Source organism: Enterobacter sp. CPE_E890 (assembly GCF_046521475.1).
GTDB lineage: Bacteria > Pseudomonadota > Gammaproteobacteria > Enterobacterales > Enterobacteriaceae > Enterobacter > Enterobacter adelaidei.
The window spans coordinates 1,108,484-1,120,926 of the sequence record NZ_JBKFZW010000001.1; the positions used below are offsets into that span (position 1 = coordinate 1,108,484).

The following is a 12,443-nucleotide window of genomic DNA, read 5'->3' on the forward strand; positions in this document are numbered from 1 at the left end:
TTAAATAAAACACTTATTCCGAAGGGAAGTGACAAACATGGCTACTGCGGTATTAAACGTTAAAATTGATGGCGCGCTAAAAGAAAGACTTCGTCACTATGCGGAAGTGAATAACGAGAATTTAAGCGTGACGACAGAGAAACTGCTGCTGCTGGCATTTGAAGCAGTAGAAGAGGCGGGAGTATCGGAAGAGGATATTGATAATCAGCATACGGAAGAAGAGAGTGTTTCTCCTTTTACTCCTAAAGAAATCAAAGCTCTACGTAAACTTCTGAAGAAGAGAAAATGAAACAACAACTGTCTACTGCCAGTGACTACAAAGAGGCCTGCGATTTGTTGCGTTCAGGCTACGTGAAGCATGTACGTCTTGGCTGGAATGTCGGTAGTGATGAGTTCTTTCGTATTGCGTCTGACTGGTGCGATACCGGCGCAAAAATAAAGAAAGACGGTGAAAACTTCGTTATTTCACTGAAAGGCTTTCCTATTCCTCCTCAGCACTAAATCCTGACAGGTGAAAACTGCTGACTGCATGTATTACAGTCAGCAGTTTTTATTTTATGATCAACTTCAAGTTTTTTATATTACACCAGACTACGTTTTACTGATGGCGCGTTTTTATTCAGGGAGAGCCAGAGTGGCTTAATCCTCAGTAAAGCCTGTTCAAGCTCTGTCGGTTCGAGCGAAAAAGGCATACGTAAATAGCGATCAAACGCCCCCGATAAACCAAACCGTGTCCCGGTCCCCAGGTTGATCCCCAGTATTTCCGCTCGTGCGGCTAGCTCTGTTGCCTGCATACCAGGCAGTTCGATCCAGTATGAGAGTCCACCTTCCGCTTCATGAAATTTCCATTCCGGGAAATGTTCGCGTAGCAATTCACCACATCGATCTCGTCGTTCTGCCAACATTTTTCGTCGAGCAGGGAGAAACGTCTCGCTATTGTTAATCAGCCACAGCGTCGCCAGTTGCTCCAGCAGCGGAGATCCCAGATCCAGGGTATCTCGGGTCTGAGCGAGTGTCGCGATGGTGCGCGAAGAGGCGCGGATCCAGCCGAGACGCAGCCCTCCCCAGAAACTTTTTCCGGCAGAACCTAACGTGATTACGTTGGCTTGCGGGTTAAACGAGGCTAGCGGTGGCGGTGGTGGTGAGTCAAACCAGAGATCGACCATCGTCTCATCCACCACCAGCGCCGTACGGGTCTGTGCGGCGATATCGGTTAGTGCCTGGCGGGTCGCTATATCCATACATCGCCCGGTTGGGTTATGAAAGTCTGGCATCAGATACGCCAGACGAGGCGCCGTCTGGGCAAGCGTTGCCGCAAAGCCATTCGTATCCCAGCCGGTTTCCGGCAGTGAGACCCCCACGGGCCGACACTGTGCCCCCTGAATGGCGGCAATCGCCAGCGGATAGGTGGGATGATCGACCACGACACGATCCCCCGGCCCGGTCATCATCCGCAGTACCAGCGCAAAACCACTGACGGCTCCATTAACCACCATCACCTCGTCCGCCCGGGTCGGAAGACCACGCGAGGTATAGCGTGCAGCGATGGCTTCCCGCAGTGACGGCAGCCCAAGCTGATCGTAACCCGTCAGCGAGAGATGCTGGGTAATGGCCGTGAGCGCATGGGTATAAGCCTGGTGGATCTCTGGCCCGGCATTGAGCGCGGCAGTGGAGAGATCCAGCGCGGCGCTTGCCGCTGAAAGTGTTGGAACGGCGCGCGTATCCGGGAGGATCACGCGCGATCCGCTTCCGTGGCGGCTTTCGAGGTATCCCTCCTCGCGCAGATGGGCGAGGGCGCTGCTGATAGTCGTCCGGCTCACATCCAGCGCGGTGGCCAGTTCCCGTTCGCCTGGTAGCCGCGTATTCAGTGCCAGCCTGCCATCAAGGATCAACAGACGCAGCGCGTCGGCCAGCTGACGCCAGAGTGGGGTGCGGGATGAGGTTTGCTGCCAGTGGCCTAAAAGACGTACCAGAGACTGACTTCCGAAGCGACGCGATGACATATGCAGTCCACTATTTGAAAACTGGACATTAATCATAGTGCCATTTTAGGTCAGGATGAAAGCCTGGTTCACTGGAGAAGATAAAAAATGGTACGTCGCCTGCTACAACTCTATGTCGGTTTAGGACTGTATGGCCTTTCCACCGCAATGTTTATTCGTTCCGATTTGGGTGTCGATCCCTGGGATGTTTTTCACCTTGGGGTGGGGATACAGCTGGGAATGACTATCGGGACGGTGATCATTGTGACCGGCGCTGCGGTGCTGCTGCTGTGGATCCCACTGCGTCAGATGCCGGGCCTTGGCACAATCAGTAACGTGATTTGTATCGGTCTGGCGGCGGACGCCAGCATGGCGCTTATTCCGGAACTTGATTCCTTATCCGTTCGAATCGCTTTCCTGGTGTCGGGCATCGTGATGAACGCGATTGCGACCAGCATGTACATCGGTGCCGGTTTCGGACCTGGACCGCGCGACGGTCTGATGACCGGTATTCATGCCCGGCTGGGGTGGTCCATTCGCAGCGTGCGTACGTCAATTGAAGTGTCCGTCCTGCTGATTGGGTGCGTGCTTGGCGGCACGTTTGGTGTGGGAACCGTCTTGTATGCCCTGACCATTGGCCCGCTTATCCAGCTCTGTCTGCCCTGGTTCCGCCAGAAGCCGCGCATTGAGGAAGTATCTCAGCCGGAACGGGTTGTTTAATTTTGCGAAGCGCTCACATGCTTTAACGGCATCGCTGTGCCAGAATAGAAGCTTCTAAAATTGCGATGCCAGAATGCATGAAAGCAATCACACTCTATGATGTTGCCCTCCTTGCGGGGGTTTCTTATCAGACCGTGTCCCGCGTTATTAACGATGCGGAACACGTCTCTGCCCGCACGCGGGAAAAGGTGCAGCAGGCGATGGCGGAGCTGCACTATGTCCCTAACCTTCGGGCACAGCAGCTGGCGGGTAAACGCACCCGTACGTTGGGTCTCATCACTACCGACCTGGCCCTGCACGCGCCTTCACAAATTGTGTCGGCGGTAAAATTGCGTGCGTCGGAACAGGGGGCGAGCGTCCTTATTTCCATGGTTGAGCAACCGCAGCAGTGTCAGATCGCACTTCAGGCATTGCTGGCGCAGCGCGTGGAAGCGCTACTGGTGAATGTTCCGCTTGACGATCGTCTCGCTGAACAGCTCAGGGCGCTGGCGTCACCCGTCCCGGTGCTGTTCATTGATGTATCGCCTGCAGCGCAGGTGAACAGCCTGGTGTTTAATGCCGCGCAGGGGGCACGTCTGGGCGTTGAGCATTTACTTTCATTAGGGCATCAACGCATTGCCCTCCTGAGCGGACCGGAAAGCTCGGTTTCTGCGCGGGCGCGTCTGGCGGGTTGGAAAGCTACGCTGGCAGAGGCTGGCCTTGAACCCATCGCGTTGGCATACGGTGACTGGAGTGCGGCTTGTGGATATGAGAAAGGATATCTGCTGTTATCGGCGGTGGAATTACCTGATGCCATTCTGGTAGCGAACGATCAAATGGCGCTCGGAGTAATGCGTGCCTGCGCAGAAAAGGGGATATCCATTCCCGGCCAGATATCCGTGGTTGGATTTGACGATACCGCAGACAGCGCCTGGTTTTCCCCGCCGCTGACAACCGTTCGCCAGGCGTTTCGTGAGGCGGGAGAGCAAAGTGTGGAGTGGCTGCTGGCGCCCACTCAGGGAGAAGAGTGCTGGCAGGTTCAGTTGCCTGTTACGCTGGTGACCCGTCATTCCAGCGCGCGCCGTGCGCCGCAGCAGGCAGAATATGAGGATCTCGCGCAGCAGCTCAGAAGCCTGGCGCTACGGGCTGAACAACTTGCCCGTAAATAAGACTTTTGTGATCTGACTCGCTACCCCACGATCGAACACTTTACCGTAACCCAGTGGCAGGGCATGTTAAGCAAAATTGTGAGCGCTTCGCAAAAGAGGTTGATATGCCCAACACACTATCGCTGACTCTCAGCGCAATTCTAGCCCGTCGGGACTGGGAAAACCCAGGGGTAACCCAGTGGAACCGCCTGGCCGCACACGCGCCGTTACACAGTTGGCATCATGAACAACCTGCCCGGGATGATGCCGCATCTCTCAGCAAACGCTCCCTTAACGGGGAATGGCAATTTAGCTACTTTCCAGCGCCGGAGCAGGTTCCCCAGAAATGGGTGACAGAAGATTGCGCGGATGCTGTCACGATGCCCGTACCGTCTAACTGGCAGATGCAGGGTTTTGATACCCCCATCTACACCAACGTTACTTATCCAATACCTGTTAACCCACCTTTCGTTCCGCAGGAAAATCCGACCGGTTGTTATTCGCTCACATTTGAAGTGGATGACGCCTGGCTGCAGAGCGGGCAAACCCGGATTATCTTTGACGGCGTGAACTCGGCGTTTCATCTGTGGTGCAACGGGCAGTGGATGGGGTATTCACAGGACAGCCGACTCCCCGCCGAGTTTGATCTCTCGGCGGCATTACGCCCCGGACAAAACCGCCTGGCAGTTATGGTCTTACGCTGGTGTGATGGGAGTTATCTGGAAGATCAGGATATGTGGCGCATGAGCGGCATTTTCCGTGATGTGTCATTGCTGCATAAACCTGAGACGCAGATTGCCGATTATCAGGTGGCGACAGACCTGAATGCAGAGCTGGACCGTGCAGTGCTGAAGGTCGACGTCCAGCTTGCAGGCGCTGGTTTTACGGACTGCGAGGTGGTCTTTACCCTGTGGCGTAAGGGGGAAAAATGCGTCAGCGCAACCCAGTGCCCTGGGTCTGTTATTGTGGACGAGCGCGGCTGTTGGGCCGAGCGTTTAACGGTAGCCATTCCCGTTGATGCCCCAGCGTTATGGAGTGCTGAAACGCCGGAGCTGTATCGCCTGACGATCGCGCTTCGGGATGTGCAGGGCAACGTGCTGGAGATTGAAGCCTGCGATGTTGGCTTCCGTCGCGTTGAAATCAGTAACGGTCTGCTGAAACTCAACGGTAAACCGCTGCTGATCCGCGGGGTAAATCGGCACGAACATCATCCGGAAAATGGCCAGGTGATGGACGAAGCGACGATGCGGCGCGATATCGAAATCATGAAGCAGCACAACTTCAACGCTGTGCGCTGCTCGCACTACCCAAACCATCCGCTGTGGTACACGTTATGCGACCGCTACGGGCTATATGTCATTGACGAAGCTAATATCGAAACCCATGGCATGGTGCCGATGAGTCGCCTCGCAGACGATCCGCGCTGGTTGCCTGCTATGAGCGAGCGTGTGACCCGCATGGTGCAGCGCGATCGTAATCATCCCTCAATTATCATTTGGTCGCTGGGTAATGAGTCCGGGCACGGTGCAAACCACGACGCACTGTATCGCTGGGTGAAATCCACGGATCCAACGCGCCCGGTACAGTATGAAGGTGGCGGCGCGAACACAGCCGCGACCGATATTGTTTGCCCGATGTACGCCCGGGTCGATCAGGACCAGCCTTTCCCTGCTGTACCCAAATGGTCAATCAAAAAATGGATCGGCATGCCGGATGAAACGCGTCCGCTGATCCTCTGCGAATACGCCCACGCGATGGGGAACAGCTTCGGTGGGTTCGCGAAATACTGGCAGGCGTTTCGCAGTCATCCTCGCCTGCAGGGTGGCTTTGTCTGGGACTGGGTCGATCAGGCCCTGACGAAAAAAGATGAAAATGGCAACACGTTCTGGGCGTACGGCGGGGACTTTGGCGATAAACCGAATGACCGTCAGTTCTGCCTCAATGGCCTGGTGTTCCCCGATCGCACGCCACATCCGGCGCTGTATGAGGCGCAGCGTGCGCAGCAGTTTTTCACATTTACGTGGGTGAGTACGTCTCCGCGGGTAATCGCGGTAAAAAGCGACTATCTGTTCCGCCATACCGATAACGAGGTGCTGAGATGGACGATTACCAGGGATGGGAACGTACTGGACGCGGGCGAGGTCACACTCGCTGTTGCTCCTGGAGAGACTCAGCATGTGGAAATCGATCTTCCGGAGATCACGCCAGAACCGGGTGAAGTCTGGCTGAATGTCGAAGTATTTCAGACGCGGGCAACACCGTGGTCACCGGCAGATCATCGCTGCGCGTGGGAACAGTGGCCGCTTCCGGCTCCGCTGTTTATCTCTCCGCCAGCTCCCGCGGGCGAGCCTCCGGTTTTAATGCAACACGACCGCTTCCTGGAGGTCACGCATCGTCAACAGCGCTGGCAGTTTGATTGCGCATCCGGAAACCTGACTCAGTGGTGGCGAAATGGTGTTGAAACGCTGATTTCACCTGTGACGGATAACTTTAGCCGTGCGCCACTGGACAACGACATTGGCGTGAGTGAAGCGACGCAGATCGATCCGAATGCCTGGGTTGAACGCTGGAAAGCGGCGGGTATGTACGATCTTACTTCGCGCGTTCTGCAGTGTGGCTCAGAGCAGCACGCAGGTGAGGTGGTAGTGACCACCCTGCATGCTCTGGAGTTTCGCGGCAAAGCGCTGTTCCTGAGTCGTAAAATCTGGCGGGTGGACGATCAGGGTGTGCTGCATGGTGACATTCAGGTCGATATTGCGTCTGATATTCCGCAGCCCGCGCGCGTTGGACTGAGCGTTCATCTCCTCGAAACGCCGGAAAACGTCCACTGGCTGGGACTGGGACCACACGAAAACTACCCGGACAGAAAGCTGGCAGCACAGCAGGGGCGCTGGACACTACCACTGGAGGCGATGCACACACCGTATATTTTCCCTACGGAGAATGGTTTGCGCTGCGATACACGTGAAGTTGTGCTGGGAAGGCACCAGTTAAAGGGTAGGTTCCATTTCTCCGTGAGCCGCTACAGCCAACAACAGTTGCGTGAGACAACTCACCATCATTTGTTGTGTGAGGAGCCGGGTTGCTGGCTCAATCTCGATGCGTTCCATATGGGCGTGGGCGGCGACGACTCCTGGAGCCCCAGCGTCTCTCCGGAGTTCATCCTGCAGACACGCCAGCTTCGCTATACCTTCAGCTGGCAGCAGAACTCTTAACTGACCATGAAGATGCGGCCACAGAGCGTGGCCGCAGTCTTACGCCAGAATGCCGCTCAGGCCATGCAGGCTCATGTAAATCCCTACTATGGTAATCAGCGCAGCGGAGATCCATGGCGCTTTACGGGAGAATTCGCTAAACCCGGGCCAGCGTTTGGTCGCGTGCTTGAGGCTTAAGGCGGCAATTGCGCCGGAAGCCACCAGCGTGATCGCCAGGCCAATGCTGAAACTGAACACCAGCGTTGCGCCGAGGGCAAAATGCTTCAGCTGCAGGCAGATCAGCAGGACAGTTATTGATGCTGGGCAGGGGATAAGCCCCCCGGTCAGGCCAAACATCGCGATCTGCCCGGTGGTGACGTTTTGACCGTTGAAACGTCGGTTAATATCCTGTGCGTGTGCCCGTTGATGGGCGTCCTGCCACTCCTCCTCAACCAGTTGATGTCCATGGTGGTGATGCTCATGATGGTGGTCATGGTCATGGTGGTGATCGTGATGATGATCGTGCGGCTGACTCTCTTTCCAGGTTCGCCAGGCCATCCACAAGGCGATTGCTATGATCAATACCCCGGAGATCAGCTGGAACCAGGGTTCGGACGTGTGTGCATCCCATCCCTGACCAAACCATAAACCAGCCATGGCAATGATCCAGACCACCGCCGTGTGGGAAAGTGTTGCCGACAGACCGAGCATCACAGCCTGTTTCATCGTACCACGGATTGCCACGATAAAGGCGGCCATCATCGTTTTTGAGTGGCCCGGTTCGAGGCCATGCAGCGCGCCGAGCAGGATAGCGCTGGGGACAAACAGCCAGGCGTTGCCCTGTTGCAGGAGTGAAGCAAAATCGTTCATCGAAGATTCCGGAATGGAAAGCGAGATCAAATACTACTCCCCCCCAGTAGATTAATACTACCCCCCAGTAGAAAAATACTCAGGGGGAGTAGAGCGTGATATGCTTTAAACGTCAAAAGAGAGAAGGGATCACCAGATGTCACATACCGTTCGCGACAAGAAAATGTTATTGACTCGCCTGAAGAAAATTCAGGGGCAGAGTAACGCCCTGGAGAAAATGCTGGACAGTGATCACGAATGTGCCGAGGTGCTACAACAGCTGGCGGCGATCCGTGGAGCGGTTAACGGCATGATGATGCAGGTGATCGAAGGGCATTTAACCGATCACGTGGTGAAAGAGCCCGAAGAAGCAAAGCGTGAAGCCGATCTTGGCGTGGTGTTACAGGTGATCAAATCCTACCTTAAGTAGAATGCAACCTGAGGTTATTTTCTGCCCAAAAAATAAATTCCGCTTTTGGTAGCGCCTTACTGTAGTACCACCCCTGTCCATACTGCACCCCGTGGCGGTGCAACCACTCGAGCTGTCCTGCGGTCTCAATCCCTTCCGCAACCATCGCCAGTTTCAGCGATTTCGCTATTTCAATAATGTGCGGGGTGACGTTTTTGTACTCCAGTGCATCCACAAACGATTTATCAATTTTTAGCGTATCGACATCAAGATCCTGCAGATAGCTCAGGCTGGAATAGCCAGTGCCAAAATCATCAATATAGACAGAGTGCCCTGAACGACGGAAGGCGGCGATGGCTGGCGCGCTGATTTTAGGGTCGGCAAAGCCACGTTCGGTTAACTCAAGGGCGATTTGTTTCGGATGGACTGCCCACTTATTCAGTAATTGACCCAGCAGAGGTGGCAGATCGCCGGAGGTCAAATCCGCAGGCGCGAGGTTGATGGAGATATGCTGTTCCTCGTGAAGGTGCAGCCAGTTGCCCATATCTTCGAATACTTTTTCGATAACTAACTGGGTCAGCTGCGAGATGAGCCCGGTTTGCTCAGCAAGTGGAACAAAAATATCTGGCGCGAGAATGCTCCCGTCTGGCTGAGGCCAGCGTGCCAGCGCTTCAGCACCCACAATTTTTCCGCTACAGAGTGCCACAATGGGTTGATAGTGAATCACAATGTCGCGGCTGTTAATGGCGTCAAGCAGGCGATTGCGCGGCGACTGGATACGGCGCAATACGCGCAAGACGAAGAACGCGGCTGTAGATTCAATCTGTCAATGCAACACCCCTTTCAATTATCTCTTTCGGTGTTTTGAACTTCAGTGTCTTTCTCGGTCTGTTGTTTAGCTGAGCAGCAACCAGATCTAGTTCATGTTGAGTATATTGGGCAAGACATGTCTTTTTAGGAAAGTACTGCCGAATTAGCCCATTTGTGTTCTCATTTGTTCCCCGCTGCCAAGGACTCTGAGGATCGCAGAAGTAAACTTTAACGCCGGTGCTGACAGTAAATTCTAGATGTCTGGCCAGTTCCATTCCTCTGTCCCATGTCAGTGATTTTCTGAGTTCTGACGGTAAACTCAGGAATTTGTCGGTAAGAGCCTGATTTACTGAGACAGAATCTTTGCCCCTGAGTCTAAGGATGATCGTATAACGTGATTTTCGGTCTACAAGTGTGGCTATATGAGAGTTTTTTGTACCTGAGACTAAATCGCCCTCCCAATGCCCCAGAGAGCGTCTGTTATCGATATTTCGGGAACGTTCGTGAATTGGTGTTCCGTTCACTATGTTAATCGTACCTCTTTCGCCTTTGCGGGTATGACGCCTGCCATGGCGAAGGCTATGCGACCGTCGCAGATGCTGTATATTCAGGTGGTGTAGCGCTTCACGGCTACGAAAGTACAGCGTTTTATAAATTGTCTCAGGTGATATTCGCAGCGTTTTTTGACGTGGTTTTGTTCGCCTTAACCATCCTGATATTTGCTCTGGAGACCATTTCATCTCCAGCTTTTCCAGAACAAGCTTTCGCAATGGTAAATTTTGATCCAGTAAGCACGGTTTTGGCCTTTTCGCCATTCTGTTGGCTCGGTTATTAGCATCAACAGCTTTGTAATAGCGTCTGCCCCGATTACGCTGAACTTCACGTGAGATCGTCGAAGGACTGCGATTCAGCGCAGTAGCTATCGCACGAATGCTCATTTTGGCTGACAAACCAGCTCGTATCTCCTCGCGCTCAGACAGTGTCAGGTGAGCTACAGCCCGCTTACGCTCATGGGGTTTTATGCCGCCAGTATCCCTTAACATAGTGAAGATCGTTCCGGGTTTTGAACCCAGGATATTCGCTATTTCACTGAAGCCTGTTCCGTTCTTCCATAGTTCAAAAACAGAGGCTTTTTCCTCTGCTGTAAATGTTCGTCTCATTCAAAAAACCTCCGCAACCCCATGTTTTCACATAACTGTTGCGTTGACCAATTGAATCTACAGCAAGCAGGCTTATCAGTATGCCGAAAGGTAGCCAGAAAATAAGCTGCTGGTGCCAGGTTTCAGCCAGTGGCTTGAGTGCAGCCCAGGCCACGATCGTAAACCCTAACTCAGGCACCGGCTTCATGATGTACATTGACCCGTTGTACTGAATGCTGGAGACCTTCTGCCCCATAACCATGTTACGGATATGCGGATCAAGTTTGTTACTGCTGGCAAAAATGAGATGTGTTTTATGCCCCACCAGGGAGGCATTGATCGTGAGTTGACTGAAAGGGATTACATCGACAAGCGAGGCGGGATCAATCAGTACAAGGTAATGGCCTTTCCCCATGACAGCCATATAGCGGTTAAAGCCGAGATCGTTTTGTGTGGTCAACCATGTGCTGTAACCATCTTCTGTAATACGCATTGGAGGGGGAAAAGAGACCGCTTTGCTGGTTTGCTCCAGGGAGGAGCAGAGGGGCTTAAGATTGTCTACATAGATAACTTCCTGGACATAACGCCACGAGAAAGCGGACCGGCGCATTTCCATTAAATGCGTAGGGCTACAGGGGACTCCCTTAAAGGCCTGCAAATGATTTAGCGCCTCTTTTGCCTGCGCCATAACCATGTCAGTACGTACCAGTACACGTGAGGCATACCTGTCCAGCGCATCGACAAATTTTTCTTCCGCCTGGCGGTGCGCCAGCCAGATGCTAAGGCAAATGGGGATCAACACAGAAAAGATAAGTACGCCAGTCACCAGACTGACCATATGCCGGGTTTTCATGCTGTCGTTTCCTTCCTCATATGCCCGTTCCTGGGTACAGAGTTCCCTGCCTGAAGAGAAAGATTTTACCGCGAAATGATGTAGTTATAGCACGTGTGTAGCCTGGTTTTCATTTTATCTAAGGCAAATCAGAAAATAGCATCAGGATAGAGGGGGGTTGTTATTTCATCAGAGCTCCGATATCATTTTGTTATGTTATAACAAAACATAAAGAGCTTACGATGAAACCAGATATCCATCCCGCCTATCGCACCGTGGTTTTCCACGATACCAGTGCCAATGAGTACTTTAAAGTTGGCTCGACCATAAAGACCGACCGCGAAATTGAACTCGACGGTGAAACCTATCCCTACATCACTATTGAGGTCTCTTCAAAATCGCATCCGTTCTATACCGGCAAGCAGAAAACGTTCTCTACGGATGGCAGCGCGGCACGCTTCCGCAAGCGTTTTGGTGGTTTTCTTAATGCGAAGCGGGGCTAACTATGCAGGTACTTAACTCATTACGTAGTGCGAAACAGCGTCACCCGGATTGCCAGATAGTCAAACGCAAGGGACGCTTATATGTGATTTGCAAATCTAACCCGCGCTTTAAGGCGGTTCAGGGACGTAAAAAAAGACGCTAGATGCGTGTTTCTCGCCAACTTTCCAGGGATCTTTTCTGTTTGCCATCGGCAGTAAAATTGTCGATGGCAAGCCACCCTTCAAAGGCCTTCGCCAGCGCCGGCCACTCTTTGTCGAGTATCGAAAACCAGTCGGTATCCCGGTTATGACCTTTTGTGACCAGCGCCTGGCGAAAACGCCCCTCAAACTGAAAACCAAGACGCAGTGCCGCTTTGCGCGAAGGCTCGTTCAGACTGTTACATTTCCACTCATAACGGCGGTAGCCAAGCGTATCGAACACGTACTGCATCAGCAGATATTGCGCTTCTGTTGACTCTGGCGTGCGGCTTAACAGTGGGGAGAAATGAACGTGCCCCACTTCCACTACACCGTTTTTAGGATCAATCCGCATCAGGGCCAGTGTTCCGACAGGAGACTGTGTGTGGTTATTAAGTACGGTAAAGTGAATGGGATCGGATAATTCGCACACGCTCGCCACCCACCCGGCAAACTCACCCGCTGAGGCATCTGGCTCCCGTAGCAGCCATGTCCAGCTGCGGCTATCTTCGGCCCGGGAATAAGCGTTGAACAGTGCGTCGGCATGCTCCACTCGCAGAGGCTCAAGCCGACAATAGCGCCCCTGAAGGACGACCCGAGACGGGTGCTGACGAGGTTGCCAGTCGATAAGAGGTTCACCCACTGGCTGACCAAACTGATTGAATGTCTTCATCTTAATGTCCGTGACGTTGAAAAGAGTT

Annotated in this window: 12 protein-coding genes and 2 pseudogenes; 8 read left to right on the forward strand and 6 right to left on the reverse strand. The window is 53.4% G+C overall.

What is annotated here, in order from left to right:
• Window positions 1-37 precede the first annotated feature (37 nt).
• On the forward strand, window positions 38-289 hold the full coding sequence (locus ACLHV9_RS05360) for a hypothetical protein (protein ID WP_028017626.1): 252 nt from the start codon (window positions 38-40) through the stop codon (window positions 287-289).
• On the forward strand, window positions 286-501 hold the full coding sequence (locus tag ACLHV9_RS05365) for a hypothetical protein (RefSeq protein ID WP_028017625.1): 216 nt from the start codon (window positions 286-288) through the stop codon (window positions 499-501). Before ACLHV9_RS05360 ends, ACLHV9_RS05365 begins: the two co-directional genes overlap by 4 nt.
• Before the next feature lie 80 nt (window positions 502-581).
• Here the strand turns inward: ACLHV9_RS05365 and ACLHV9_RS05370 are convergent, their stop codons facing one another.
• Window positions 582-2,003, reverse strand: coding sequence for a PLP-dependent aminotransferase family protein (locus ACLHV9_RS05370; protein WP_407220222.1), 1,422 nt, complete (start codon window positions 2,001-2,003; stop codon window positions 582-584).
• An 87-nt stretch (window positions 2,004-2,090) separates the two neighbouring features.
• Between ACLHV9_RS05370 and ACLHV9_RS05375 the strand changes: the two genes are divergently transcribed.
• The 3 genes from ACLHV9_RS05375 to ACLHV9_RS05385 all read left to right on the forward strand — a co-directional run bounded on the left by ACLHV9_RS05375 (window position 2,091) and on the right by ACLHV9_RS05385 (window position 7,044).
• On the forward strand, window positions 2,091-2,702 hold the full coding sequence (locus tag ACLHV9_RS05375; protein WP_028017623.1) for a YczE/YyaS/YitT family protein: 612 nt from the start codon (window positions 2,091-2,093) through the stop codon (window positions 2,700-2,702).
• 77 nt (window positions 2,703-2,779) lie between these two features.
• Window positions 2,780-3,850: a LacI family DNA-binding transcriptional regulator gene (locus ACLHV9_RS05380; RefSeq protein WP_407220223.1), complete on the forward strand. Its 1,071-nt coding sequence runs from the start codon at window positions 2,780-2,782 to the stop codon at window positions 3,848-3,850.
• Between the two features lie 104 nt (window positions 3,851-3,954).
• Entirely contained in the window at window positions 3,955-7,044 is a 3,090-nt protein-coding gene (locus tag ACLHV9_RS05385; RefSeq protein WP_410397552.1) for a beta-galactosidase, read from the forward strand.
• Window positions 7,045-7,083: 39 nt separating this feature from the next.
• Here ACLHV9_RS05385 and ACLHV9_RS05390 read toward each other — a convergent pair whose 3' ends face one another.
• The gene (locus ACLHV9_RS05390) at window positions 7,084-7,893 is read right to left on the reverse strand and encodes a nickel/cobalt efflux protein RcnA (RefSeq protein WP_407220225.1); all 810 of its coding nucleotides are present in this window, start codon (window positions 7,891-7,893) and stop codon (window positions 7,084-7,086) included.
• Between the two features lie 136 nt (window positions 7,894-8,029).
• Here ACLHV9_RS05390 and ACLHV9_RS05395 point away from each other — a divergent pair, with 136 nt between their 5' ends.
• Window positions 8,030-8,302 carry a metal-sensing transcriptional repressor gene (locus ACLHV9_RS05395; protein WP_028017619.1) on the forward strand — a complete coding sequence of 91 codons (273 nt, stop codon included), beginning with the start codon at window positions 8,030-8,032 and terminating at the stop codon, window positions 8,300-8,302.
• On the opposite strand, the pseudogene ACLHV9_RS05400 reads toward ACLHV9_RS05395, so the two are convergent.
• From ACLHV9_RS05400 to ACLHV9_RS05410, 3 genes and pseudogenes are all read right to left on the reverse strand, one after another.
• Window positions 8,295-9,092: pseudogene (locus ACLHV9_RS05400) on the reverse strand (EAL domain-containing protein); the annotation flags it as partial. The gene ACLHV9_RS05395 and the pseudogene ACLHV9_RS05400 overlap by 8 nt on opposite strands.
• Window positions 9,093-9,099: 7 nt before the next feature.
• Window positions 9,100-10,251, reverse strand: coding sequence for an IS30-like element IS30 family transposase (locus ACLHV9_RS05405; RefSeq protein WP_001254932.1), 1,152 nt, complete (start codon window positions 10,249-10,251; stop codon window positions 9,100-9,102).
• A gap of 61 nt (window positions 10,252-10,312) precedes the next feature.
• Window positions 10,313-11,083, reverse strand: a pseudogene (locus ACLHV9_RS05410) (CSS-motif domain-containing protein); the annotation flags it as partial.
• A gap of 221 nt (window positions 11,084-11,304) precedes the next feature.
• Between ACLHV9_RS05410 and ACLHV9_RS05415 the strand changes: the two are divergent.
• Both ACLHV9_RS05415 and ykgO read left to right on the forward strand, forming a co-directional pair.
• Complete coding sequence (locus ACLHV9_RS05415; RefSeq protein ID WP_010428154.1) at window positions 11,305-11,565, forward strand: type B 50S ribosomal protein L31; 261 nt, start codon at window positions 11,305-11,307, stop codon at window positions 11,563-11,565.
• Between the two features lie 2 nt (window positions 11,566-11,567).
• Window positions 11,568-11,708: a type B 50S ribosomal protein L36 gene (gene ykgO / locus ACLHV9_RS05420; RefSeq protein ID WP_003859006.1), complete on the forward strand. Its 141-nt coding sequence runs from the start codon at window positions 11,568-11,570 to the stop codon at window positions 11,706-11,708.
• Here ykgO and ACLHV9_RS05425 read toward each other — a convergent pair.
• Window positions 11,705-12,415, reverse strand: a complete 711-nt coding sequence (locus ACLHV9_RS05425) for a GNAT family N-acetyltransferase (RefSeq protein WP_407220226.1) — start codon at window positions 12,413-12,415, stop codon at window positions 11,705-11,707. The genes ykgO and ACLHV9_RS05425 overlap by 4 nt on opposite strands.
• Between the last annotated feature and the right edge of the window lie 28 nt (window positions 12,416-12,443).